This window comes from Leifsonia sp. EB41 (assembly GCF_041262565.1).
In the GTDB taxonomy this organism is placed as follows: domain Bacteria; phylum Actinomycetota; class Actinomycetes; order Actinomycetales; family Microbacteriaceae; genus Leifsonia.
In genome coordinates this window covers 3,978,594-4,003,772 of sequence record NZ_JBGCCJ010000001.1, presented here as the reverse complement: position 1 = coordinate 4,003,772, position 25,179 = coordinate 3,978,594, and the positions used below count along the sequence as shown (strand labels likewise).

The window sequence follows — 25,179 nt, the reverse complement described above, 5'->3', positions numbered from 1 at the left end:
AGCGCGAAAAGAAGACCAACGATTGCGGCTCCCGCGGCCAAACGTCCCCCCACCGTCACGGGACTGAATGTATCAGCCGCCGAATCGCTCCAGAGTATTGATCGTTGACCAGAACAAGAGAATGATCATTGGCCGGAACGTGACGGGTCTGCGACGTCGCCACCAGCCGTCTCCGCTTCGAAACCGTACGGAAGCCTCGACAATGCTTCGGAAACGAAGGGGACGCACGCTGTTTCGGCAGTTATCGCGGCCAACAATCCGATCAGTGTGAACGGGTCAGAGCTGATCACCCACCCGGCTATCGCGTACCTGCTGACGATGTCCACACACTCTTGCTTCTCCTCCGCTTGACGGGTGCGCCGACCCGACCACGCCGATGAGTCCACCGTGCAGTTCCGGACCCATGTTGCTCGTGTCGATGATGAATACCCGCATCTCGCTCACTCCCCGCTCGATCAGTTCTTGTTGCCTTTCCGGTGAGTGATCGAGAGCGAGTGGACGGAGCGCAGTGCCGGGACCGTGGAATACCGAACTGGAGCGAAGCGGAAGGAGGATATGCCGCGAAAGCCCGGCACGGAGATCCGGGAGCGAGCTACGATCGGCCGACGGAAAGACAACAAGCCCCGGCAAACGCATAGCTCGAGGACGTCGTCACGTCTAATGACGCCGAACTCCACGATTAAGAACTCAGCAGTTGCGACAAGGGTGGCCATTGGAGCACTAGCCTTCGAGCGTGCCTCGTTACGTCTCGCCTCGTCCACTGGCCCGATCGCTCGTCGCACCACTGGCGCCCATGCCCGATCGATTCCGGCCCTCACGACCCACCCCGTGGACCGTCCGAGCCGTATTTTGGGCGACGCTGGTCGATGCCGCAATTGCCGTCGTATTCGTGGCAATCAGGACGGCCACGACGAACTGGGGCACTTACGTGTCAAGTCGAGTTCATTGGTTCGTACATAACGGCCACAGGATCGAAGTGACGCCAGAGATCGTGGTCTTCACGGTCGTCTTTGGAATTGTGATCGTTCTGGTCGGCGCGGCAATACGCGTTCTACTCGCGGTGAAGATACTGCGAGGGTTTGGCTGGGCGCGGCTCGTCCTTTCGATTCTGGTGGCCATCGGGCTGCTGTCGACGGTTTGGGACGTGGCGACAGGCAAACTGAATGTCGGCGGGTCGGAAGCTCTACTGAGCGATGCGACGACCGTGGCGTTGGTAGCCGGAGTCGCGCTGTTGTGGCTGCCTCTAGCGAACCAATATTTCGCCACCGTCAAAGCCGAACGAAACCACTACCGTCAGACCCGGTTGCCTTGAGGTCATTTGATTTGGAGCCAATTCGAGAGGAAGTCCGCATGGAAGAGTCGGTACCTCATTGAAGACTGCAAACCTGCGCCCGCGACGCGAGCCGTAAGTGCGATCCACTCGAAGTGCCTGCGTGCATCCGCTTGTTCTTGCTTCTATCCGCTTGTTCTTGCTTCTCGGTTGCCTCTTCGTATCCCCCTTCTTGGCTCCATCTCGTTTCGTCTCTTCTTTCGTGGATTACTTTCCTCATTTCCTATTCGTTGGTATCTCGTCCTCCCTCTGAGATGGCCTTCGGCCTGGAGTCGTCTCTGCGTGGTTGATAGCCATCGCACAAGCGACCACCGTCGCTCACAGCACTCGCTCACGCACGCTGACGCGCAACAAGTTTGCCCGCACCCGCGAGAGCATCGACGTGGCGAAGCCGCCGGTCTGCCTGGCGCTTGAGATACTTTCGCCGTGTCATATGACTTCGACGTGTTCCTCGGCCGCGAACCTCGTCTAAGAGAGCTCGGTGCCGTCCTCGACGGGATCCCTGGACTCGCAATCGCGGATTCTTTCGCTGACGTGTGGCAGGTCGTTCGAGGCCCGCGGGGCAAGCATTCGTTTTCGCTCGATCTTCCCGTCAGGGTCAAGACCGAGGATCTGCCCGAAGGGATCAGTGCCGCGATGTTTGCTCCGGTTTCCTACATCGCGATCAGTGCCAACGGGGCTGATGAGCGGGAGATTGCTGCTGCTCGCAGGGCAGCCAAGGCCCTGGCTGATGGATTCGAAGGCGTCGCGTTGGACCGTCAGAATGATGAGATCTGGCCGAGGTCATCGAGGCGCAAGGTGGCGAAGCCGGAACGCAACTCGATTGTGTCGCTTGTCGAGTTCTCGTGGTTCTTGCCAGCGTCTCGAGTGTCTCCCGACCTCATACAGAACTGGCTCGAGTTGTGCCGGAGGGATGTTCCGGAAGCCCTCCCGCGGCGCTACGGCTCATTCGAACCACTCCAAGGCATGCTCGCCGACGGCGGCCAAGAACAATTCTTGCGCGAGTGGGAGCTGGCTGAAGACACGATCTCCTTCGCTGGTTCCCTTCCTGTCACGGGGGGATCGCTTCCCGTCGGCCGCGAGCGCAGGCGAGGCCAAGCCCGAATCGTCAAAGCAGTCGAGGTCTCCGTGCTTCTCTCCGCGTTCGACGACCCCAGGTGGACATCGGGGTTCCGCAGGCTCTTCGTCGACTTCGCCGAACGATCTGAAAGCGTGTACGCCTATGGCGAGGTCGCACGAGGATACGAATGGTCGGGGCGCCAACCATGGTTCTCGTTGAGCCATACCGAGCGGACGAGCTACCCCAACAGAGGCGAATGGCTCGGCCTGCTGCCCTACCCGACGTTCTGGAGCTGGTACGGGAATGCGTACCGCCCATACTTGGAGGGCAGCGTCCTGCCCGGGACGACTGAAGCACTCAACGGTGGACTGTTCAACGAACTGAGCGCCCAGCCTGCCGACAGAGATGAGCTGTTTGCACTCGCGGTCTCAGACAGCGCGCGCCCTCGGAGCGGCTGGATTCCAAGGTCTCTGCAGCTCAACTTGCTCCCGAATCCGGAAGGGCTCTACCCAGATCCCATGGCTCCTGCGCAGACCATTCCGGAGGCGCTCCGAGTGACGCCGGCACGGCCCGCCTCTTGAGACTCGATTGGACTGCCTCTCGTGGGTTCTGAGCTGCGGCTACCCCGACAGGCTCTCCGATCAGCTCGTTCCGCGAACAAGTAGACACTTAGAACAAAGCACGTTATGAGTCGCAGATCGGCGACGCAACCGCATTGGTCGAGTCCCCCGAAGCACTGCTAGTCGAGAACGCATACCCTGCTCACGACACTGCGACATGGTCGCGGTCCGGCTCTACGAGGCGGCCGCGAAGTTGGCGACCAATCCTTGGAACAGACACTAAGGCGTCTCGGTGCCGCCTTCAGTCGTCACTCTGAGCTCAGTCATGCCATCGATTCGGAAGAGTTCACGTGCGAGCTCTTTCAATCGAGCTTCGTTCTCGAAGCCCAAGCCCGCCATAGCGAACACGGCAATGTGCGTCTCCCCGGCCGAATACGGAACGACCAGGGCCCAACGGGGAGGCGTCCCCTTCGTGACGTCAACGTCGAGATCGTCGTACGAGATCGCGACACGAGGATGCGAAGGCGAGTCTGGGTTCCACAGCGACAGTGCCGTGCTCCCGAATTGGAGGACGGTCGTCGTGAATTCGACCGCATTCGGACCGCCGTCTCCTGCGCGAACGAACCGCACGTTTCCGACGAGGAAACGATCGCCCGGGAATTCTTGTGCGAGCTGGGAGGCAACGCGCCGCACGAAGCCCATGCGCTTCAGATAGACGACCTGCATCGCAACGATCAGCCCCACCAGACCGACGAAGAACGGTATCGATGCTGACGGGTGCATCACATTGAGGATTCCGCCAGCTCCGAGCACCCAGGCAGCGGCGGTCACGGCATATCGTTTTTCGCGATCGTGAATCGCGAAGGTCGGTCTTATTTGGCCGGGACCCATCGTGCCGCTTACCTCGCTCCACGGCGCTGGCGGATAGCTGGCAAGCCGTTCACTGAATCTAGCAGCAAGCCCCAGGTCAGCCGCATGATGGATCGCAAGACAGCGGGCATTCCGCGTACATGACCCCGCATGACCCCGGCGCACGGCCGCGAGCTTGGCGGTTAGCTCAGGCGCGAACATCAAAGTGCTGCAGAAGATGCTCGGCCACAAGGGCGCCGCGCGGATGAACAACTGCGAGCGGCAACTTGGTACGAACGATGGGCGGCGCGTGAACCTTCAACGTCGGCTGTCGAGCCCATTGAGGCTGACCGTGATCACTAAGCCGAACGTGAGACCGTCCCGTGCTGCGTCTGCGGCGAGCGGTCTATAAATCCAGAAGCGATTCATCGTGCCAGACATCCTCGTAGCCGGGTGCGATGAGGAACCGAGAGCCAGGCGGTCGATCCAGAAGACGAGGAAGCGCCGCATCGAGTCGGATCAAGTGAGCCAGGTGCCAGGGATGGAAGAAGTCGTCATCGTCGGTCAAATCGCCTGTCCAGACATACCAACCACTCGTGCCCGTCGTCGGAAGGTGGCGCAGCCCGTGGATTGGCCATTCCCACGTGCCGAGCAGAATCGACGCGGACACACCCGCCTTTTGATTCAGGTCCATCGGGTGAAGCCTAACCGCGACGACACACAGTACAACTTCGCGTTCAAAATGTCTGGCGTGGTGCGCTTTGCGAGGATCTCGCCCACGACGACACCGAGCGTCGTGAGACCGAGACACCAATCCGGCCAACGCGCGGTTAGCCCACACTTAGGAGCGGCTCTACGAGGCGGGCGAAATTGGATGTGGGCAAAATGTGGACAAACAGCCTAATCACGCTCGGGCCCCCACCAACGAGAAAGCCCCCGATCCCTGTGTTTCCAGGGGATCGGGGGCCTCTCACCACTTCCGTCGTACTGTGCGCCCCCAGGGACTTGAACCCTGAACCCATTGATTAAGAGTCAATTGCTCTGCCGATTGAGCTAGAGGCGCATTCGCTCCGGTTTCCCGGAACGAGGCTCAACATTAGCATCCGGTCCGGGCGGGACGCCAATCGGCGGCGGCGGCAGTGCACCCCGGGCGTGTCCCGGCGCAGGGCCGCTAGGCTCCTGGCGTGAACGACGCTCGTGACACCGCCCCGCTCCGCTCCGACGACCTGGCGCTCGCGCTGCGGCTCGCCGACCTCGCCGACGGCATCTCGTCCGCGCACTTCCGGGAGCGCGGCCTGCACATCGACACCAAGCCCGATCGCACGTTCGTCACGGAGGCCGACCTGGCCGTCGAGCGGGCCATCCGGGAGGCGCTCGCCGTCGAGCGGCCGGCCGACGGCATCCTCGGCGAGGAGTACGGCACCGAGGGCGACGCCGCGCGGCAGTGGATCCTCGACCCGATCGACGGGACCTCCAACTACCTGCGCGGCGTGCCGGTGTGGGGAACGCTCATCGCCCTCGCCGAGGACGGCAAGCCTGTTGTCGGCGTGGTCAGCTCCCCCGCGCTCGGCAAGCGCTGGTGGGCGGCGGCCGGCGGAGGCGCGTGGACGACGGACGCCCCCGGCGCCACGCCTCGTCGCATCCACACCTCGGGCGTCGACGACCTCGCGAACGCGTCGGTCAGCTTCCAGAGCATCGCGCAGTGGGATCAGGCCGGCTACCTCGACCGGCTCGTCGCCCTCACCCGGCGGGTGTGGCGGGACCGCGCGTACGGCGATATGTGGGCGTACATGCTGCTGGCGGAGGGCCTCCTGGACGCGGTGGGCGAGTTCGATGTGAAGACCTACGACCTGGCGGCGCTCATCCCGATCGTGGAGGAGGCCGGCGGCGCCTTCACTTCGGTGACAGGCGAAGCGGGGCCGTCCCACGGCTCGTCGCTCGCGTCGAACGGCCTGCTGCACGCGGCACTGCTCGACGCGCTCGCGTAGCGGGCGTCCCCCGAGAAGGCAACGCCGGGGAATGCTTTCATAGCCTCCGAATCCCGCGACCGCCGCACCCTCCACCCAATAGGCTCGATCGTGTGAACACCCAGAGCGCCGAGCCCCTCGTGCACATCGCCGGCTTCCGCATGGACTTCGGGCGCACGACCGTCATCCGCGACCTCTCGTTCGACATCGTCCGAGGAGAGACGTTCGGCTTCCTCGGCAGCAACGGGTCGGGCAAGACCACGACGATCCGTGCGCTGCTCGGCATCTACCAGCCGACCGCCGGGGTCCTGCACATCGACGGCAAGGACTTCTCGCCGGAGGCCGGCGAGCGGCTCGGCTACCTCCCGGAGGAGCGCGGCCTCTACAAGAAGGAGTCCGTCATCGACGTGATGGTCTACTTCGGCCGGCTGAAGGGCCTCGGCGCCGAGAAGGCGCGGCGCTGGTCGAGCGAGTACCTGGAGCGCGTCGGCATCGGCGACAAGGAGAAGGTCCGGCTCGACAAGCTCTCCGGCGGCCAGCAGCAGAAGGTGCAGCTCGGCGTCACGATCATGAACCAGCCGGAGCTGCTCATCCTCGACGAGCCGACGAAGGGCTTCGACCCGGTCAACCGGCGCCTGCTCATGGACATCATCGACGACCAGAAGCGCGCAGGCTCCACCGTGATGATGGTGACCCACCAGATGGAGGAGGTCGAGCGGCTCTGCGACCGCGTCATCCTCCTCAAGGACGGCGTCTCCCGCGCTTACGGCACCGTGTCGGAGGTGCAGGAGCAGTTCGGCGGCACCGTAGTCCACGTGGACCACGACGGCACCATCCCCGCCTCCCTCGCCTACCGCGTCGCGAGGGACGAGGACGGGCGCGCCGAGCTGGAGGTCGCGAACGACGCCGACACCGCGGCGATCCTCCGCGGCCTCGTGGACGCCGGCCTCCACATCACCCGCTTCGCCCCCACCCGCAAATCCCTGGACGACATCTTCGTCGAGGTCTACGGCGCCGAGAGCCGCCAGGAGGACTGAGCATGGCCCGCCACAACCTCTCCACCGTCATAGGGTTCGAGTTCACCCGCACGATCAAGAAGCGCAGCTTCTGGGCTGTGACGCTCATCCTGCCGATCCTGGTCTTCGGCCTCGGAGCCCTCGTCATCTCAGCGAACGTCTCCAGCGCCAACACCGCCGACCAGCAGAAGAACGCGCGCTTCGACTTCCTCTACGCCGACGCGTCCGGCCTGGTCGACCCGGCGGTCGCGAGCAGCTACGGCGGCAAGGAGATCGCCAGCAGCTCAGAGGGGGTCGAGGAGGTGCAGATCGGCGGCACACCGGCCTTCTTCGACTACCCGGCCGACCCCTCGAAACAGACGATCAAGGTCTACGGGGCCGACGCGGGCGTGTTCGCGAACAGCAAGTACTCCGCCGTCGCCCAGTCGCTGCTCGCGACGAGCGTGGAGCAGAAGCTGAACAGCCCGGTGGATGTCGCGATCCTCCGCGGCGAGACGAACACCTCGACGACCACGTTCAAGGACGGCGCGGTCGCGCCGGGCTTCCAAGGCATCCTGCCCCCGCTGATCTTCCTGGCGGCGTTCTTCGTCGTGATCGTGTTCCTCGGCAACCAGATGCTCAACTCGACACTGGAGGAGAAGGAGAACCGGGTCACGGAGATGATCCTCACCACGATCAACCCGACGAACCTCCTGGTCGGCAAGGTGGTGTCGCTGTTCGCGGTCGGCATCATCCAGATCGCCGTCTTCGCCCTGCCGGTCGTGATCGGCTACCTGTTCTTCCGCGACCAGCTCGCCATCCCGAACTTCGACCTGAGCTCGCTGGTGTTCGACCCGCAGAAGATGATCGTCGGCGCGCTCATCACGATCGGCGGGTTCGCGCTGTTCACCGGGACGCTCGTCGCCGTCGGCGCGGTGATGCCGACCGCGAAGGACGCCGCACCGTTCTTCTCGGTCGTGATCTTCGCCGTCGTCATCCCGATCTACGCGTCCAGCTACGCGGTCAGCACGCCGGAGGCGCCCATCGTGCAGGTCCTGGCGTTCTTCCCCTATACGGCGCCGATCACCGCGCTGATCCTCAACGCGTTCGGGTCCCTGCCGCTGTGGCAGGCCATCGTGATCGTCGTGGAGCTGTTCGTCCTGTCCTATGTCGTGCTCCGGCTGGCCGTGCGGCTCTTCCGGTACGGGTCCATCGAGTACTCCAGCAAGGTGCGCATCCGGGATGTGCTTGGGCGCAAGCCCGCGGGATCGGCGGTCCGCTGATGCGCGCCGTGGTCGTGCCGCAGCCGGGCGACGCAGAGGTCCTGACCGTCGCCGACGTCCCGGACCCGCAACCCGCACCCGGCGAGGTCCGCATCCGCGTGATCGCGGCCGGGCTGAACGGCGCCGACCTCAGCCAGCGCCGCGGCTTCTACCCGCCGCCGCCCGGCGCCCCGGAATGGCCGGGCCTCGAAGTGTCCGGCGTCATCGACGCGATCGGCGCCGACGTCGAGCCCGGGCGCTGGCGCGAGGGCGACCTCGTCTGCGCGCTGCTGCCCGGCGGCGGCTACGCCGAGTACGTCACGGTGGACGCCGGACTCGTGCTCCCGATCCCGCCCGGTGTGGACCCGGTGGAGGCCGCCGGCCTGCCCGAGGTCGCCGCCACGGTCTGGTCGAACGTGTTCGACCTCGGCGCGCTGGCGCCTGGCGAGACGCTGCTAGTGCACGGCGGTTCCAGCGGGATCGGCAGCATGGCCATCCAGCTCGCCCACGCGCTGGGCTCGCCGGTGATCGCGACCGCCGGCAGCCCTGAGAAGGCCGCCTTCTGCCGCGGCCTCGGCGCGGACGCCGCCGTCGACTACCGCACCGACGACTTCGTGGAGGCGGTCCACGTCTTCACCGACGGCCGCGGCGCCGACGTCGTCCTCGACATCGTCGGCGGTGCGTACATCGCCCGCGACCTGGAGGCCCTCGCGACCGGCGGCCGCATCATGTCGATCGCGATCCGCGACCGCACCCCGGCCGCGGTGGACATGGGCCTCCTGATGATGAAGCGCGCGCGCCTGCAGGGCACGACGCTGCGCGCCCGCCCGCTCGCCGAACGGGTCGCCATCATCGCCGCCGTGCGCGAGCACGTGTGGCCGCTGCTGGAGTCCGGCGAGGTCCACCCGGTCATCGACTCGGTGTTCCCGCTGGCGGACGCGGCCCAAGCTCACCGGAGGATGGAGTCGTCCGCCCACCTCGGGAAGATCCTGCTGCGCGTCTCCTGATCCCCGCGTCCACCGCGGCCGCGAGCGCCGCCCCGACCGCGTACGCGACCAGATCGCTCCACTGGAACGTGGACCCGAGCACCAGCTCGACTCCCGGGATCGTCGCAGACAGGTAAGCGGGGACCCCGGTGAGCTGAAACAGCTCCACGGCGGCGCAGACCGCGAACGCGACGCCGCCCACGACCGCGCTCGCCGCCCGCACGGCCACGACCGCGACCAGCAGGAAGATCAGCACAGCGTACAGCGCATCCCCCGCGAACGCGCCGGCCCAGCTGTCGACGGTCTCGTGGACGGTCAGCCCGGCGACGACGGTGGCGATCGCCGCCACGATCAGGAGGGCACGGCGGCGGGCGAGGGATGGCACGGGGTCGAGGCTATCGGGACTCCTCGCGGCCTGCGTCCATCGGGCGATCGAGCGCAGCGTACATCGATGGGATGAGACCAGCAGTCGCGTCGCGCCGATTTGTGTTTCTAGATCGTTACACTCTAAATTTGAGTAAATGAACCACCTCGACCCCGGTCGAAAGAGCACAACGAGGACGTAGTGACACGAGCTCCATCCGTGATCCTCTCGGCCGCGATCATGACCCATCCCCGCCGCCTGGAGGCAGCGCAGGAGCTTCAATCGCGCCACCCCGGACTCCACCTTCAGATCGTGATGGATCCCGATCCTGAAGGCCCGCCATCCGCCTGGCGCACAGCTCGCGTCGCGTGGGCGACGGCATCGCCGCAAGCAACCCACCACCTCGTCCTCCAAGACGATGTGGCGACATCCGACGACTTCGAAGAACGCGTTCGGCACCTGATCGCCGCGAGGCCGAACGACGCCATCTCCCTCTTCATCGAATGGGGGTCGCGTACGGCCACCGCTGCCCGGCTTGCTGCGGCGACCGACGTCGACTGGACGACGGTTGTCGATGACTACGTGCCAACGGTCGGGCTGGTCCTTCCGGTCGACACCGCCCGCGGTCTCGACGGATACGCGGCGCGTCATTCGACGCTCGACGTGCCGGACGACGTCATGCTTTTCGACTACCTGCGGTCGGTCGGTGTCGCCAGCATCGCTCCCGTGGACAGCCCACTTCAACACGACGTCGGTGACAGCCTGGTCGGGAACTCCATCATGGGCATACGACGTGCTGCGCACTTCGTCGACCGCCGCGCCACGCTGATCACCACGGCGGTCCTCGAGCCCTCTGTCGTTCCCTACTACGACTGGTGGGATCAGCAGGCGGCGCTCTTCGTCCCGGATCGGGCGAGCGCCGACGGATGGCGCCGATTGCGATCGGACGCGGCGTTCAGATTGCTCGAGCTGTCGCGGGACGCTGCTGATCGCCGATTCGAGGACTGGTCTGCCCGGCTGACCGATCCCGATGAACTCGACGATCGAGTGAGCACGATCATTCAGCGTGAGATCTGGCGGACCGCGTACCTCATCGGCGCTGCCATCGGCGACCTCTCGCCCGCCCCTCGCGGGCTCGATGCGGCGCGTGTCCGCGAGAGTCTCCGCACCCTCGCACCAGGAGGATTGCGGCGAATCGTGCCCAGTCACCTGCTGGAGGCGGTGACATCGCTTCTCCACCCGCTGGTGATCGCGGGAACGCGCGCGGGCTTCGAGGCGCGCTCGATTCGATCAGAACCAACTCAGCACTAAAGCACACTCGGGGGAACACATGCACACGCCCATCGACACGGAGTATCTCCGCACCCAGCTCGCCAAGCGGCGGGACGCCAGACTCGAACCGCTCCGGGCGCACGGTCTCAGACCCAGTGCAGAACCGACCATCACCTGGGTCGGCGACCTGCAACAGGGAGACGGTGGAAAAGGGGCGATGACGGACCGGCTGGCTGCACAGCACCAGGTCGTGGTCCGAGTGCAGGGCGGCGACAACGCCGGTCACACCACGGTCTTCCGAGCGTCCGACGGTGTGGACACGGTGCTGAAGAATCACCTCCTCCCCTCGGGCATGCGACGCCCGGATGTGATCGGCATCCTGGCGAACGGAGTCTTGATCAACCTCGAACGACTCGACGCGGAGCTGGCGAGTTTCGAGGCGATTTCGCCGGGAATCGGAGGCCGGCTCTTCGTCAGTGGTCGCGCGCACCTGATTCTGCCCCTCCATCGCTCGGTCGACGATCGTCAGGAAGCCGCTCGCGAGGGCACCGGCTCCGAGATCGGGACGACGAGGAGGGGGATCGGGCCGGCGAACGTGTGCAAGGTGAATCGGATCGGTCTGCGTGTCCATGACCTCGCTGATCCGACGCTCATCGAGAAGAGGATCCGCGAAGCTGTCGAGTTCTTCGACCTGCCTAAGGACGAGTTCGAGCGGAATGTCGAGTGGGTCCTCTTCCACCGCCAAGCGGCGCTCACGCGAGAGGTCGACTCCGCACGCCTCATCGACGATCTGGTCGCGACGAATCACTCGGTCCTCTTCGAAGGAGCACAAGGCCCCCTCATCGACCTGGAACACGGGATCTACCCGTATGTGACGACGTCTCCCACCGCCGTTTACTCGGTCGGATCGGGAGCCGGGTTCCCCCAGCAGCAGATCGACCACCGGATCGGAGTTCTCAAGGCCTACCAGACGATGGTCGGGAACGGCGCCTTCGTGTCAGAGGACCTGTCAGAGCTGGGGCAGCGCCTTCGAGCCGAGGGGGACGAATTCGGAACGACCACCGGACGTCAGCGACGCTGCGGCTGGCTTGATCTCGTTCAGGCCCGCTGGGCCATCGAGGTGAACAGGTTCACGAGTGTGGTGATCACGAAGCTCGACGTCCTCGACAGCTTCGAAAGGATCGGCGTGTGCGTCGGATACGAACGCGACGGGGAGCTTCTGGTCGAATTCGACGCCGAACACGAGTCGCTCGAGCGCTGTCGGCCCGTCTTCCGCTACTTCGATGGATGGCTCGAGCCCACCACCAGCACATCGTCGTTCGAGAGGCTGCCTCTCGCGGCGCGGGAGTTCATCGCATTCATCGGAGAGCAGCTGTCTGTGGAGATCGGAGCGGTCACGGTCGGTCCGCGTGACACGGACATACTCGTGCGGACAGGCACCTCTCTTGATGGGCTCGTAGCCGCGTGAGTCCGGAGAACCGCCTCGCGCTCTTCGATGTCGATGGCACGCTCACCCCGATCCGATCCGTGTGGCAGCACCTCCTCGAAGCGAAGGGCCGGTGGACGCCGGAGGGAGCAGACAATCTCGATCGATTCGTCGCGGGCGAAATCGGCTACGACGAGTTCTGTCAGCTCGACGCGCAGCTGCTCGCCGGTGTCAGCTATTCGGAGTTGGTCGGTATCGCAGGAGGCATCCCCCTGCATGCCGGCGTGCCGGAGCTCTTTAACGGGCTTCGCGCGCGGGGCTACCGGATCGCCCTCATCTCGACAGGGCTTCGCGTGCTGACCGACATCATCGTGCAACGCGTGCCGATCGACGTGTGCATCGCCAACGACCTCGCCACGCACGAGGGCATCTGCACGGGTATCGCGACGCTCGAGGTCGGCGAGAGCGACAAAGGGAGCCGGGCAGCAGAACTCATCCAGAGGTTCGGCAGCACGCATACGCTCGCCATCGGCGACGGAACCGCCGACGCGCCCATGTTCGAGGAAGCGGATCTCGCGATCGCCATCGGAGAGGGAAGTCAAGCGGCCAGAGAGGCAGCTCATGTGCACCTCCCCCGGCTGGACGCGTCCGCGATCCTCGATCTGGTCGACGACGCCATCCGGGTCGAAAGGGAATCCGAATGACCATCGCAGGCACGAGCGCCGCTTCGCATCTCACCGTCTCATTCGACACTGCGTGCTCGCGCCGCTACGACTATGTCGTGCTGGGCGGCGGTGGCACAGCGGCTGCCTTCATCGCCGGAGTCGTCGCTCGACGCCCGGCAGCCCGAATCCTCGTTCTGGAGCAAGGCGCCTTTCTGCTGTCGAGCCACGCACAGAACCTCGGTGTGGCCTTCCAACCTCTCATGTCCACCGCAGCAGCGAGTCCGTGGAGGTCGGAGGGGGACCTCGACCTGGTGTCGCAGGTACCCTTTCTCGGCGGGCGCACACTCGTGTGGAGCGGCTCTGTCCCCCAGCCTTCCCGCGATCATCTCCGTCGTTGGCCTGCCTCGATCGTCGACAGCCTGGATGACCACTGGGGACAGGCACGGTCGTGGCTGGGCGCGCGGTCAGCGACATCGATCGCAGCAGAGTACGGCGGCCTTCACGCCCAGCTTCGCGATCGCGCCTTCGATGTCGTCCGACGCGATCCTCGTCTGCAGACCGCGGGCCGACCCGAAGAATTCGACGCTCCGCTGGCTCATCCCGAAGACGCCAGCGGCGTCACGGTCAAGTTCAGCGCGATCGCGCCCCTCCTCCGTGCGGCGTCCGAGGCGCCGGGATTCGACATCGTCACCGAATGCCTCGTTGAACGACTGGTCGAGCGCCACGGCGCCGTCACGGAGGTCTGCACATCGCTGGGAACCCTCGAAGTCGGCGACGCGACCGTCGTTCTCGCACTCGGGACCTCGGAGGCGACCGGACTCGTCCTCCGCTCCTGCGCCACCGTCGACGCACCGAACGCAGGAAGGAATCTCGCGGCGAACTCCGCGAGCTTCTTCACATGCAGAGTCCCGCGGAGTGCCTTCGCAGAGCTCTCCACCCGCGGTCCAGAGCTTGCGGCTCTGTACATCGATGGCCGTACCGAACGGCGTGAGTTCCATCTTCACCTCTCGGCGGTTGCGACAACCGATCGCAACCGGGACATCGAGCGGGTGTACCGGCTCATGCCGGACATGTTCGGCAACGGGACTCCTGAATTGGTGTGCGACGAGGACCACGTCGTACTCATCGTCCACGGACTCGCGGAGATCGCCGGACGAGGTGTCGCGCCCGACGCCAGCCGAATCGACGTCGATCACGATGTCACCATCGGTCGGTTCGTTCTCGATGAGGCCGACCACGAAGCATGGGATTCGCTCGACGACTGCGCTGACCGCATCCTCGAGGGTGTGTCAGGCGGAGCCGCCGTCGAGTACTGGTCAGCAGCCAGCCGATCGTGGCTTCCTCACCTCGAGGTGCGCCGGATGCCGTTCGCGTTCCACGAGACGGGAACCCTGTGGATGGGCGACGAGGCGTCCGGAGCTGTCACCGATGAGGATGGCCGGCTTCGCGGGGCCTCCAACGTCTTCGTCCTCGGGGGCGCGACATTCCCGACGCGGGGCTCCTGGAACCCGTTCCTCACGATGGTGGCGCTCTCGCGCCGCCTTGCCGACACGCTGGAGCAATCACGCGCGGCCCGACGATGAGCGAGCCTGCGCACGCTGTCACCAGACCGCTGATCGTCAAAGTATGGGTCCTCACCGGAGTCGTCGCCATCGCCGACTTCATCTTCGGTGCGACCTTCGTCACGCTGATGGGTCAGCGCGGCCTCGGCGCTGCGATGATCGGCGGATTGCTTTCGCTCACGGCGGTCACGGCTCTTCTCGTCGAGACTCCGAGCGGCGCCTGGGGAGATCGGTTCGGACACAAACGTCTCGTGAGCGGCGGGCTCATCATCTGGGGCGCCGGCCTGCTTGTGTTCTCAGTGGCGTCGAATCCCGTGGTCTTCGCGGCAGCGATCGTGCTCTGGTCGGCAGGGCTCGCCCTGTACAGCGGAGCGTCGACCGCGCTCTTGGTCAACACCTTGAACTCGGTCGGCTTGTCCCACCACGGAGAACGCGCGATCAGGGGATCCGAAACGATCCGCTGGGCGTCGGCAGCGTGCGGAGCCATCCTCGTGGCTCTCGCAGGATGGGCGATGGCCGACGGTGTCTCCATCGCGCTTGCCGGCGTCCTGCTCGTCGCCGCATCGATCTGGGTGACGTTCACGTGGCCCGACTCCCCTCGGCGTGCTGGAGCGCGCATCGGTCGATCGATGCTTCGGGGTGTGCGCTACATCGCATCCAGCAAAGCTCGGCTGCTCCTCGCGTTCAGCGTGCTCGCAGCCGTCGATCTGGCCATCATCATCCTGACGTGGCAACCGATGACGGTCGAGGTCGTCGGAATCGATGAAGGACTTCTGGGAGTCGTGCTGCTCACCCTGTCCGTGGCCACGGCCGCTGGCGCCTGGGTGACACGGTGGACCAAGCGGTTCTCGTCCTCCGCGGTGCTGGGTGCGACGCTGGCGCTGACCAATCTCGCCCTCATCGTGGCGCTGCTCGGCGCCATCGGCGCCATCGTGGCTTACGTCCTGGCCGAGTTCCTGATCGGGGTAGCGCTCACGACGCTCGCGGTGTGGGCGCAGGCCACGTTTCCCGACGCGATTCGAGCGACCGCCACCGCCCTGGTCGGCTCGGCGACCGGCGTCACGATCGCCGTGACGAACGGCGTCATGGGGCAGCTCTGGCAAGAACTCGGGCTCACCTCTGCGGTGGCAGCGACCGCCGGCGTCCTAGTGGTCATCGTCGCGGCCCTCGGGCTCGCCGCCACCGTGAAGACGGCGACATCCACCAGCATGAATCAAGGAGCGACGTGATAGACGACCCCGACCTGCATGCGGCGCTCCTCGTGACAGCTCTGCTGATAGCTGCGATGACCGTGACGCGCAATGTCGCCTACCTGGTCAGAATGTGGCGTCAGCCCCGCCGATTGCTGTCGGAAAGGACCGCCATCGCCGCGCGATCGAAAGAGGACGATCGGCCTTTCGAACTCCACTTCGTCGTCCCCGCATACCAGGAGGTGGATGCGCTCCCCGCGACCTTCTCAGCCCTCCAACGATCGATCGAGCGTTCGTCGTATCGGGCTCGCGTCACGGTGGTCACCTCGATCACCGATGAGTCGCCCGCTCCCGACGGAGTCTGCACGCGAGCCGTGGCCGAACGGCTCTGCGCTGACTTTCCGGGGTCTCGTGTCGTCGTCGACCCCTCCCCCGCTCCGAGCATGGCTTCGGCATTCAACTTCGGGATTCGAACGATTGCGGCCGAAGCCGCTGGAGCTGAGCCTCGAGTGTACGTCGTCGCGTACAACGCCGACTCGACGGCGTCGCCCGATTCGGTGTGCGCTCTCGGTGATGCGATCCTCGCGAACGACTTTCCCCAGGTTCTCCAGCTGAATCACTCGTCGCTTCGGAACGCCGAACAGATGCGCGGCGCCTCTGGCTGGTACGCGCTCGGCGCCGCCTACTATCAGACTCGCTGGGCGCTCGGTTTCGAGTTCGACCTCCACCGGAGAAACAGTGCTCCAGCACGCTCCGGACCTCTCGGCCATTCCTATCATCTGAAGGGCCACGGGCTCGTCCTGCGCCTCGATCGAGCTTTGAGCCTCGACGGGTTGAGCACTCACACGCCGTGCGAGGACCTCGAGCTGGGTTTCCGGCTCTCGCTTCACGATGTTCCCGTCGTTCCCGTACCCGTCCTGGAGGACACCGAATCGCCTTCGACGGCCGTCGCAGTCACGGCCCAGAAGCGCTACTGGTTCTCAGGGATGGCGGATGTCGTCAACTTCCACCGACTCCATCCAGAACTCCGAGAGAAGAGCGCGATCCGCTATGAGCTCCAGCGAGCAGCTTCGCTCTATCGCAGTGCAGGCTGCTTCGTTTTGGCTCCGGTGCCGTATTGGTTTCTCGCCGTCTCCGGGATCCTCCTCGGCCAGGCGTGGCTCGCCGGGATACCCGTCCTTTCTGCCGCACTCGGCGTCGCACTCATCCGCAGAACATTGCGTCGTCTCGGCACGGGACATCCTCGGCTTCGCGCGGTCGAATTCGTCACGATACCGTCGGCAGTCCTTGTCTGGTCACTGACGCGAAACGTCGGTCCGCTCCTCTATCTGGTCTCCGTTCTCCGCAGCCCCGACCGCTCGAAACGTTTGCGAGCCGTCCAACGACGTCACATCGAAGAATCCGCTTCCACTCAAAATCAGCGTTGAGCCTTTTCGCCCAGGTCCGCTCCCGACTCCGCTGACCGTCCTCCGCCCGTTCAGTGGGAGGATCGAACCATGACCACGCCGCCCTCCGACGACGCCCTGCTCGCCCTGCCGAAAGCCGAGCTCCACCTGCACATCGAGGGCACCCTCGAGCCCGATCTGGCGTTCGAGCTCGCCGGGCGCAACGGAGTGGAGCTGCCGTACGCCTCGGTCGAGGAGCTCGCCGCGCAGTACGACTTCTCCGACCTGCAATCGTTCCTCGACCTCTACTACGCGACCATGGCCGTGCTGCGCACCGAGGACGACTTCGCCGAGCTCACCCGCCGGTACCTCCGGACGGCCGCCGCGCAAGGCGTCCGGCACGCCGAGCTGTTCTTCGACCCGCAGGCGCACGTGTCGCGCGGCGTCCCGATCGAAGCGGTCGTGGACGGGATCAGCGGCGCCCTGGCGGAGGCCGAGCGCGACCTCGGGATGTCGGGCGGCCTCATTCTGTGCTTCCTGCGCGACCAGCCGGTGGAGTCTGCCGACGCCATCCTCACCGCCGCGCTCACCCGGCCGGAGCGGCTGCTCGGGGTCGGGCTCGACTCGGCCGAGGTCGGCTATCCGCCCGAGCTGTTCGCGGACGTGTTCGCCCGGGCGAAGGACGCCGGGCTGCACGCGGTGGCGCACGCCGGCGAGGAGGGTCCGCCCTCCTACATCGTCCAGGCGCTCGACCTGCTCGGCGTGGAGCGCGTCGACCACGGCATCCGGGCCGCCGAGGACCCGGAGCTCATGGCGCGCCTGGCTGCGGACGGCATCCCGCTGACGGTGTGCCCGCTGTCCAACGTCCGACTGCGCACCGTCCCCGACCTGAGCGCCCACCCGCTGCTGCGGCTGGACGCCGCCGGGGTCCGCGTCACGGTGAACTCGGACGACCCGGCGTACTTCGGCGGCTACGCAGGAGACAACTACCTCGCGATCCGGGACGCGCTCGGGGTCACCTCCGAGCAGGCCGAGCAGTTCGCGCGCACCTCCATCGACGCCTCGTTCGCGACCGCCGAGCGGAAGGCCGAACTGCAGCGGGAGGTGGACGCGTGGCGGAGCTGACGGGAGGCCGGGTCGGGAGCATCACCCGTCCCGACGGACGCTCGGTGCGGTTCTTCGACACCGGAGCCCCGGAGGACGCCGGAGCAGCGGACGACACCGCCGCAGCGGACGACACCGCGGCGCCGGTCGTCGTCTGGCACCACGGCACCCCGCAGACCGGGGCCGTCATCCGGCCCGTCGCCGACGCGGCCGCCGCCCGCGGCCTCCGCGTCGTCTCGGTCGCCCGGCCCGGCTACCCGGGCTCCGCCGCCCTGACCGGCCGCACCGTCGCCGACGCGGCGGCCGATGTGCTCGCCGTCCTCGACGAGCTCGGAATCGAGCGCTTCGCCACACTCGGCGCCTCCGGCGGCGGCCCGCACGCGCTCGCGTACGCGGCGCTCGCCCCCGCACGCGTGAGCGCGGTGGTGTCGCTCGCCGGCGTCGCTCCCTACTGGGGCGACGTCGACTGGTTCGCCGGGATGGCCGACCCGGGCGGGCTCCGTGCCGCCCTCGCAGGCCGGGATGCCCGCGCTGCGCACGCCGAGACCGCCGAGTTCGAGCCGGAGTCGTTCACCGACCGCGACTACGAGACGCTCAAGGGCCCGTGGGCCGCGCTCGGAGCCGACGCCGGAGCCGGCGCAGCCGAGGGGCACGCCGGCGAGGTGGACGACGACCTCGCCTTCGTCACTCCCTGGGGCGTCGAGCTGGGCGCGGTGACCGCCCCGACCCTGCTCGTGCAAGGCGGACGCGACCGCGTCATCCCCGCCACGCACGCCGGCTGGATGCTCGAACGGCTCCGCCGCGGCGAACTCTGGCTGCGGCCGCGCGAGGGCCACGTCTCGGTGCTGACCGCACTCCCCGTCGCGCTGGACTGGGTGGTCGCGACCTCCACCCGCTGACCGACACACTCGCATTTCTGTGGGTTCTTTCAGAAAAGCGCTCTTCTCCTGCTAGGGTCTCGGGAAGTCACCGGCTGGGCCACTGCGAGGCACGCCGCATCCCGTTCCCGAAGGAGAGCTCATGACGACGACGTCCACTGCGCCCGCGCCGGCACGCTCCGGCACGCTGCGCCGCAGCCTGGGGCTGTGGGCCATCGTCGGCCTCGGCCTCGGGTACATGACGCCGACCGTCGTCTTCGACACCTTCGGAATCGTCTCGGACGAGACCAGCGGCGCCGTCCCCGCCGCGTACCTGGTCGCGCTCATCGTGATGATGTTCACGGCCGTCAGCTACGGCAAGATGGCGGGCGCCATCCCGAGCGCCGGGTCGGCGTACACGTACGTGCGGGAGTCCATCCACCCGAACCTCGGCTTCATGGTCGGCTGGACCTCCCTCATCGACTACGTGCTGCTGCCGATGGTGAACTGCCTGATCATCCGGCTCTACCTGGAGCAGGTCTTCCCCGGCGTCCCCGGATGGATCTGGGTCGTGATCTACTGTGCCGCGGTCACGACGCTCATCTACTTCACGATGCGCGGCACCTCAAACATCAACATGATCCTGCTCGTCTTCGCCATCGTCGTGATGACCGTGTTCGTGGTCATGGTGATCGCACAGCTCGCGAACGGCGCGGGCGACGGGACGGTGGCCTCGGTGAAGCCCTTCTTCCACGACGGCGTCACCCTGTCGGCCGTGCTCACCGGTGCGACGGTGGTCTGCTTCTCGTTCATCGGCTTCGACGCGGTGACCATGTACGCCGAGGAGGCGAAGACCCCGAAGGTGATGCCGCGGGCGATCCTGTTGACGGTCGTGATCGGCGGGGCGATCTTCCTCATCGCCGGGTTCTTCACGCAGCTCCGGTTCCCGACGAACGCGCCGTTCGGCGAGTTCACGGACGACCCGCTCCCGCAGATCGGCCTGATCGTCGGCGGCCCGGTCTTCCAGGCCATCTTCGTCTCGGCCGGCTTCGCGGCCACGCTCGCCTCGGGCCTCGCGTCGCACGCGTCGGTGTCCCGGATGCTGCTGGTGATGGGCCGCAACAACGTCCTCCCCCGTCGGTTCTTCGGCTACGTGCACCCCCGGACGCACACGCCGACGCTGAACATCGTGCTCGTCGGGGCGATCTGCCTGCTGGCGGCGTCGTTCACGCTCGAGATGATCTCGGCCTTCATCAACTTCGGCGCGCTGATCGCCTTCACGTTCGTGAACATCTCGGTGATCGCGTGGTTCGCGGTCCGCCAGGGCCGCCGCAAGACTTTCCGCGACGTCGTGAGCTTCATCGTCCTCCCGGGGATCGGCATGGCGCTGACGGGTGTCCTGTGGGCGAACCTCCACGCGGACGCGCTGATCGGCGGCCTGATCTGGACGGCGATCGGCTTCGCATACCTGCTGGTGCTCACGCGCGGCTTCCGCCGCCGGGCCGCGGCCTTCGACGAGAACCAGCCGGTCACCGGGTTCACGACGGCGGTCGGGAAGGACCGGGAGCCGACGGCGTAGCGGCCAGCGGCACGTCGACTCACCTGCGAGTCACCCGAACCGCGCGCCCGCACCGCACTGTTCGTTCTAGTGTTGCCTCAAGTGTCTTGTCGTCGGGCACCGCACGTTCGCGCGCCCGACCCGGGGAGGAGTTACCGATGTCCGAGCTCGACCTCAACCAGCCGTTGACGCCTCCGGACCAGCCGGCGGCCGGGGTGAGCCTCACGCCTCCCGCCGCGGTGCCGGAGGTCGGCGGCGACCAGGCCGTCGGGATGGTCGCCGTGCCCGCCGACAAGCGGGCCGAGCTCGCCGCGAAGGCGGACGAGTTCGTCTCCGGACTCGCCGGGGTGGAGCCCGGGAGCCCGGAGTTCACCCGCCGCGTCGATGAGATCGCACGGATGGGCGTGCAGGAGATCCGGTCGTCCTCCGAGGTGTCGAACCGGATGCTGCAGCGGCCCGAGTCCTCGCTCGCCGCGGCCCGCGGTCGCGGCGGTCCGTCCGACCCGCAGACCCAGGTCGCCCAGACCCTGCAGCAGCTCCGCACGACGATCACCGACCTCGACCCGGGCCACGCGAACCTGTCCGGCTCGAAGGGCTTCCTCGGGAAGCTGCCGGGCGGCAAGTCCCTGATGAGGTACTTCGAGCGCTACCAGCCGGCGCAGAAGCAGCTCGACGCGATCATCACGGCACTGATCTCCGGTCAGGACGCGCTCCTGAAAGACAACGCCGCCATCGACCTGGAGCGCACCAATCTGTGGGCGACGATGGGCAAGCTCGGCGAGTACACCACGCTCGCGAAGGCCCTGGACGACTCGATCGAGGCGCGCGCCGCGCAGCTCCGCGCCACCGACCCGCGCCGGGCGGATGCCCTGCTCGCCGACGCGCTCTTCCCGATCCGCCAGCGCCGGCAGGACCTGACGACGCAGATCGCGGTGTCCGTGCAGGGCTACCTCGCGCTCGACGCCATCCGCAAGAACAACCTGGAGTTGATCAAGGGCGTCGAGCGCGCTCGCACGACCACCGTCGCAGCCCTCCGCACCGCGATCATCGTCGCGCAGGCGCTCGGCAACCAGGAGCTGGTGCTCGACCAGATCAGCGCGCTCAACGACGCGACGAACTCCATGATCGACCGCACCGGCGAGCTGCTGCGCCAGCAGACGGCGCGCGTCCATGAGGACGCCGTCTCCACCGGCGTCAGCCTGGAGACGCTGCAGCACGCCTTCGACAACGTGTTCGCGACGATGGACTCGATCGACAGCTACCGCGTGAAGGCGGTGGAGAGCATGGCGAAGACGGTGGACGCCCTGGAGCAGCAGATCTCGCGCTCGCGCAGCTACCTGGACCGGTCGCACTCGCAGAACTGAGGGGCGTCGAGCCCCGACGCCGGCTTCACGGCAGGTCGAGCCGCGACGCCCCGAACCGGTCCGCCAGGAACCGCCCGTTGACCAGCAGCGCCGACGCGTCCTGCTCGATCGCGGCGTCCCGCATCCGTTTCGCCGCGCGCTCCAGCTCGGAGAGCTGACCGACCAGCGCCGCCGACGCGGTCGTGCCGTCGGGGAAGACGTGGTCGGCTGCCCAGTCCGGCGGCAGCGACAAGTACGCGCGCAGCGTGTCGGGGAGGTAGACGGTCGCCGTCCGCCGCACCACGACCTCCGGCTCGCCCTGGCCTGCGACCCGCGGGAGGGCGTCGATGAGGAGGTCCCCGATCCGCCCGACCTGGGCGACCGCCTCGTCCGGCACCCGGTGGCCGAGGCGCGCGGGCAGAGTCCGGAGGTCGCCCTCGATCGTGGCGTCCCGCACCTGGATCTCCGACCCGGCAGGCTCCAGGCCCAGGGTCTGCAGCGCGCGCGAGGAGGTCGCGGCGTCCCCTGCCGCCTCCGCGGCGAGCGCGGCGACCCGGCCCGCGAACGCGGTGAGCCAGTCGCCGAGGCCAAGGGCCCGGCGCGCGATCGTCACGCCGCCGTAGACGCGGTGCGCCTCCCCCTTCCAGTGCGGTCCGGGCTCGTAGCCGAGCGTGAGCGTCTCCTCCGTGCCGATCAGGCTGACCCGGGAGATCGCGCCCGGCCTCCCGGAGACGCGGTCGGCGAGCGTCCGCTTGCGCTCGACGACCAGCACCCGGGCGGCGAGGACAGGCGGCAGCGCGCGCCCGACGCTCTCGACCAGGTCGGTCAGGAACGTCTGCGGGTCGGCCGCCGCCTCAGCGGGTCCGGTCATCGTCCGCCGTCGGTGAGCGGGAGGACGAGGTTCGGTGTCGCGATGACGTGGTCGTCGCGCAGCGGGCGGACCGCGGTGCCGATGGCGAAGAACTCGGTGGTGTGGCCGCCCCAGCGGTGCGGCAGCGACAGGAGCTGGACGCCGACGACGCCCTCCGCGTCGAGCGCTTCCGCCTCGGCCTGCATGCGGCCCATCGCCAGCTCGCGGGCGTCGTAGAGCGCCTCGGTGAACGCTGTGATCTCCACGTTCGAGCCGAGGTTGTTCATGGTCGCCATCATGCCCTGGTGGGCGATGTGGTAGACGCAGGTGCCCATGACGAGACCCTGCGGGACGTAGCCGGACTGGATGAGCGTCCAGAAGTCCTGACCGGACAGGTCGGAGGTGAACGGCATCCGCTTGTTGTTGCGCCAGGTGCCGGTCGGCGGCTTCTCGTCGGCGACGACGGCCGTGCCGACCGCCACGAACTCGGCGAGGTCGTTGCCGTACTCCTTGAACTCGATCTCGAGCCGCACGCCGACGATCCCGTCCGCGCCGAGCGCGTCGGCCTCGGCCTCCATGCGGGTCATCGCGAGCTCGCGGGCGTGGTACATCGCCTGGCTCAGCTTCTCGAGTTCCATGTTCTTGCTCCACTTACGAGCCTGGATGCCCACATGGTAGACGCTGGAGCCGAGCACGAGGCCGACGGGGCGGAATCCCGCCTGCCGGACGAGGAGGAACTCGTTCACCGACAGGTCGGAGGTGAACAGCCGCGCGCGCCCGTCGGCGAGGCGGGCCCGTGCGTCGCTGGGCAGGGTGACGCTGGAGAACGGGTCGGACACGGCGGTTCCTCTCGGGTGGTGGTGGGTCTCAGGCTCGCGGGCGCAGGTCGCCGAGCGGGATGACGGTGGTGACGGCGGGCAGCTCGGCGCGGCGACTGTAGCGCGGGACCGGGATCAGGGTGGCCCCGACCACGGTCGCCTCGGCATGGAGGTCCTTCTCCTCGCCGCACGGCGTCTCGAACTCGCCCAGGTGGAGGTCGGTCACGACGAGCTGGGCGCCCGCGCTCGCGGTGGCGCGCGTCTCCAGCCGGTGCAGGGCCTCCGCGCGCGCCGCCTGGACGAGCTCGGTCATCCCGGTCACCTCGCCGTTCACCCAGCTCGTCCGCTGGGTGCGCAGCTCGTAGTCCTCGTGCTTGGTGGAGATGGAGATCCCGAGCAGCAGCTCGCCGGGCGAGTACCCGCTGAGGATGGCGGACGCCGTGTCCTCGACCGTCAGGTTCGTGCTCCACACGTCGCCGCGGTTCTTCGGGTACGGCACGAGCAGCGGGTCGTCTGAGCGGACCGCGGTGCCGAGCGCCGTGAACTCCCACGCCGACCCGTCCAGCCGGGTGCGCTGCACTGTCGCTCCCACCACGCCGTGCGCTCCGAGCGCGCGGGCCTCGGCGAGCATCCGCCGCACGGCGCCGTACCAGGCGGACTCGAACGCCTTCACGTAGGGCGCGTAGCCCGTGTAGGTGCTGCCGCCGGAGGTCGTCACCGGCGAGCGCCAGGCGGTGCGGCTCAGCGCGTTCAGCCCCGGCGTCGGTCCGACCTGGCTCCACCACGCGCAGCCTGTGCCGGTCCAGCCGAGGTTGACGACCATGCCGCCGAAGACCTCGCCGACCGGGAGCAGCCCGGCGCTGCGGGCGGCGGCGGCCGCCGGGGCGGAGAAGAGCGACGACCGCACCCCGCTCGCGGCCTGCCGCTCTACGCGCGAGCGCGCAGCGGCGGGGAGGCCGTCCGGAGTCTGGGTCACGCGCTCATCCAATCACGTCCGCGGCCCCGACGCGTACTGTCGCGGCGGGCCGCGCCGGGTCAGCGCCCGACGGCCGTGCGGAGGATCTGCGCGACGCGCTCCTTGTCGGCGTCGTCGAGCTTCGTCAGGGCGAACCCGACCGGCCAGAGGCTGCCGTCGTCGAGCGTCGCGGCCTGCTGGAACTCGAGCGTCGCGTAGCGGATCTTGAACTTGGAGCCCGGCTTGAACGCGACGACGGTCCTGCCTTCGGCGTCCGCGTACGCCGGCATCCCGTACCAGGTCTTCGCCGCGAGGTCGGTGTTCTCCGTGACGAGCTGGTGGAAGGCCTCCGCGAGCTCCCGGTCGGTGCCGGTCATCGCGGCGATGGCCTCCTCGCACGCGGCGGCGGCGTCGGCGCCCGCCTTCATCGCCTTCTGCTCGGCGACGGTGGCCCGGATCGCGGCCTTCTCCTCTTTGCTGAATGTGGTGTCGGCCATGATTGTCCCCTTCGTGTGATCTCGGCGCCGTTGGATCGGCTGAGACACAATCTACGGTCGCGGGAGGCGGGGCGCTTCTCCAGAACTGCTCGATCGTGGTCGCGACGCGCCGGGAGCCTCCGCGGTCAGCGGGGCGGCGCGTAGTCGATCGGGCGCGCTCCGGCGTGCTGGAACGGGTCGACGACGACGACCCCCGCGCTCCGGCCGGCCGGGACGACGACACGGTTCTGCGGCGCTGACGGCATCGCCAGCAGAGCCGCCGCCACGACCGCACAGACCGCCGCCCGGATGAGCATCGCGCACCCCCGATCGCTGCGATCGTCG

General features: G+C 67.3%; 24 protein-coding genes, 1 tRNA gene and 1 pseudogene. 17 read left to right on the top strand and 9 right to left on the bottom strand.

Annotation, left to right across the window (positions count from 1 at the left end; genetic code table 11):
- The first annotated feature begins 976 nt into the window (after positions 1–976).
- Both ABH923_RS19730 and ABH923_RS19725 read left to right on the top strand, forming a co-directional pair.
- The gene (locus ABH923_RS19730; protein ID WP_370057092.1) at positions 977–1,312 is read left to right on the top strand and encodes a hypothetical protein; all 336 of its coding nucleotides are present in this window, start codon (positions 977–979) and stop codon (positions 1,310–1,312) included.
- Between the two features lie 444 nt (positions 1,313–1,756).
- Entirely contained in the window at positions 1,757–2,971 is a 1,215-nt protein-coding gene (locus tag ABH923_RS19725) for a hypothetical protein (RefSeq protein ID WP_370057091.1), read from the top strand.
- Between the two features lie 258 nt (positions 2,972–3,229).
- Here ABH923_RS19725 and ABH923_RS19720 read toward each other — a convergent pair whose 3' ends face one another.
- Positions 3,230–3,781 (bottom strand): hypothetical protein, encoded by a 552-nt coding sequence (locus ABH923_RS19720; protein ID WP_370057090.1) that lies wholly within the window; start codon positions 3,779–3,781, stop codon positions 3,230–3,232.
- A gap of 179 nt (positions 3,782–3,960) precedes the next feature.
- Here ABH923_RS19720 and ABH923_RS19715 point away from each other — a divergent pair.
- Positions 3,961–4,061 (top strand): annotated as a pseudogene (locus ABH923_RS19715) (tyrosine-type recombinase/integrase); the annotation flags it as partial.
- 144 nt (positions 4,062–4,205) lie between these two features.
- Here the strand turns inward: ABH923_RS19715 and ABH923_RS19710 are convergent.
- Positions 4,206–4,493 (bottom strand): hypothetical protein, encoded by a 288-nt coding sequence (locus ABH923_RS19710; RefSeq protein ID WP_370057089.1) that lies wholly within the window; start codon positions 4,491–4,493, stop codon positions 4,206–4,208.
- 296 nt (positions 4,494–4,789) lie between these two features.
- A tRNA-Lys gene (locus tag ABH923_RS19705) sits at positions 4,790–4,862 on the bottom strand.
- Between the two features lie 121 nt (positions 4,863–4,983).
- On the opposite strand from ABH923_RS19705, the gene ABH923_RS19700 reads away from it, so the two are divergent.
- From ABH923_RS19700 to ABH923_RS19685, 4 genes are all read left to right on the top strand, one after another.
- Complete coding sequence (locus ABH923_RS19700) at positions 4,984–5,787, top strand: inositol monophosphatase family protein (protein WP_370057088.1); 804 nt, start codon at positions 4,984–4,986, stop codon at positions 5,785–5,787.
- 140 nt (positions 5,788–5,927) lie between these two features.
- Positions 5,928–6,803 carry an ABC transporter ATP-binding protein gene (locus tag ABH923_RS19695; protein WP_370057401.1) on the top strand — a complete coding sequence of 292 codons (876 nt, stop codon included), beginning with the start codon at positions 5,928–5,930 and terminating at the stop codon, positions 6,801–6,803.
- A 2-nt stretch (positions 6,804–6,805) separates the two neighbouring features.
- The gene (locus ABH923_RS19690; protein ID WP_370057087.1) at positions 6,806–8,044 is read left to right on the top strand and encodes an ABC transporter permease; all 1,239 of its coding nucleotides are present in this window, start codon (positions 6,806–6,808) and stop codon (positions 8,042–8,044) included.
- Positions 8,044–9,030, top strand: a complete 987-nt coding sequence (locus tag ABH923_RS19685) for an NAD(P)H-quinone oxidoreductase (RefSeq protein ID WP_370057086.1) — start codon at positions 8,044–8,046, stop codon at positions 9,028–9,030. Before ABH923_RS19690 ends, ABH923_RS19685 begins: the two co-directional genes overlap by 1 nt.
- On the opposite strand, the gene ABH923_RS19680 is transcribed toward ABH923_RS19685, so the two are convergent.
- Positions 8,933–9,394 carry a DUF2809 domain-containing protein gene (locus ABH923_RS19680; RefSeq protein ID WP_370057085.1) on the bottom strand — a complete coding sequence of 154 codons (462 nt, stop codon included), beginning with the start codon at positions 9,392–9,394 and terminating at the stop codon, positions 8,933–8,935. The two genes, ABH923_RS19685 and ABH923_RS19680, sit on opposite strands and share 98 nt — an antisense overlap.
- Positions 9,395–9,592: 198 nt before the next feature.
- On the opposite strand from ABH923_RS19680, the gene ABH923_RS19675 reads away from it, so the two are divergent.
- From ABH923_RS19675 to ABH923_RS19630, 10 genes are all read left to right on the top strand, one after another.
- Positions 9,593–10,684 (top strand): hypothetical protein, encoded by a 1,092-nt coding sequence (locus tag ABH923_RS19675; RefSeq protein ID WP_370057084.1) that lies wholly within the window; start codon positions 9,593–9,595, stop codon positions 10,682–10,684.
- Between the two features lie 19 nt (positions 10,685–10,703).
- A complete protein-coding gene (locus ABH923_RS19670; RefSeq protein WP_370057083.1) occupies positions 10,704–12,113 on the top strand; it encodes an adenylosuccinate synthetase in 1,410 nt (469 codons plus the stop codon).
- Entirely contained in the window at positions 12,110–12,775 is a 666-nt protein-coding gene (locus ABH923_RS19665; RefSeq protein ID WP_370057082.1) for an HAD family hydrolase, read from the top strand. Before ABH923_RS19670 ends, ABH923_RS19665 begins: the two co-directional genes overlap by 4 nt.
- Complete coding sequence (locus tag ABH923_RS19660; RefSeq protein ID WP_370057081.1) at positions 12,772–14,319, top strand: GMC oxidoreductase; 1,548 nt, start codon at positions 12,772–12,774, stop codon at positions 14,317–14,319. Before ABH923_RS19665 ends, ABH923_RS19660 begins: the two co-directional genes overlap by 4 nt.
- Positions 14,316–15,527: an MFS transporter gene (locus tag ABH923_RS19655; protein WP_370057080.1), complete on the top strand. Its 1,212-nt coding sequence runs from the start codon at positions 14,316–14,318 to the stop codon at positions 15,525–15,527. Before ABH923_RS19660 ends, ABH923_RS19655 begins: the two co-directional genes overlap by 4 nt.
- Positions 15,524–16,915, top strand: coding sequence for a hypothetical protein (locus ABH923_RS19650; RefSeq protein WP_370057079.1), 1,392 nt, complete (start codon positions 15,524–15,526; stop codon positions 16,913–16,915). The genes ABH923_RS19655 and ABH923_RS19650 overlap by 4 nt, the downstream gene beginning before the upstream one ends.
- Positions 16,916–16,984: 69 nt before the next feature.
- Positions 16,985–17,998, top strand: a complete 1,014-nt coding sequence (locus ABH923_RS19645) for an adenosine deaminase (protein WP_370057078.1) — start codon at positions 16,985–16,987, stop codon at positions 17,996–17,998.
- Complete coding sequence (locus ABH923_RS19640; RefSeq protein WP_370057077.1) at positions 17,986–18,876, top strand: alpha/beta fold hydrolase; 891 nt, start codon at positions 17,986–17,988, stop codon at positions 18,874–18,876. The genes ABH923_RS19645 and ABH923_RS19640 overlap by 13 nt, the downstream gene beginning before the upstream one ends.
- Positions 18,877–18,997: 121 nt before the next feature.
- A complete protein-coding gene (locus ABH923_RS19635; protein ID WP_370057076.1) occupies positions 18,998–20,413 on the top strand; it encodes an APC family permease in 1,416 nt (471 codons plus the stop codon).
- A 137-nt stretch (positions 20,414–20,550) separates the two neighbouring features.
- Positions 20,551–21,756, top strand: a complete 1,206-nt coding sequence (locus tag ABH923_RS19630; protein ID WP_370057075.1) for a toxic anion resistance protein — start codon at positions 20,551–20,553, stop codon at positions 21,754–21,756.
- A gap of 25 nt (positions 21,757–21,781) precedes the next feature.
- On the opposite strand, the gene ABH923_RS19625 is transcribed toward ABH923_RS19630, so the two are convergent.
- The 5 genes from ABH923_RS19625 to ABH923_RS19605 all read right to left on the bottom strand — a co-directional run bounded on the left by ABH923_RS19625 (position 21,782) and on the right by ABH923_RS19605 (position 25,151).
- On the bottom strand, positions 21,782–22,606 hold the full coding sequence (locus ABH923_RS19625; RefSeq protein WP_370057074.1) for a hypothetical protein: 825 nt from the start codon (positions 22,604–22,606) through the stop codon (positions 21,782–21,784).
- On the bottom strand, positions 22,603–23,424 hold the full coding sequence (locus ABH923_RS19620; protein WP_345839466.1) for a heavy metal-binding domain-containing protein: 822 nt from the start codon (positions 23,422–23,424) through the stop codon (positions 22,603–22,605). Before ABH923_RS19620 ends, ABH923_RS19625 begins: the two co-directional genes overlap by 4 nt.
- A 28-nt stretch (positions 23,425–23,452) precedes the next feature.
- Positions 23,453–24,379 (bottom strand): heavy metal-binding domain-containing protein, encoded by a 927-nt coding sequence (locus ABH923_RS19615; protein ID WP_370057073.1) that lies wholly within the window; start codon positions 24,377–24,379, stop codon positions 23,453–23,455.
- A 59-nt stretch (positions 24,380–24,438) separates the two neighbouring features.
- Positions 24,439–24,855 (bottom strand): hypothetical protein, encoded by a 417-nt coding sequence (locus ABH923_RS19610; protein WP_370057072.1) that lies wholly within the window; start codon positions 24,853–24,855, stop codon positions 24,439–24,441.
- A 125-nt stretch (positions 24,856–24,980) separates the two neighbouring features.
- Positions 24,981–25,151, bottom strand: a complete 171-nt coding sequence (locus ABH923_RS19605; protein WP_370057071.1) for a hypothetical protein — start codon at positions 25,149–25,151, stop codon at positions 24,981–24,983.
- Between the last annotated feature and the right edge of the window lie 28 nt (positions 25,152–25,179).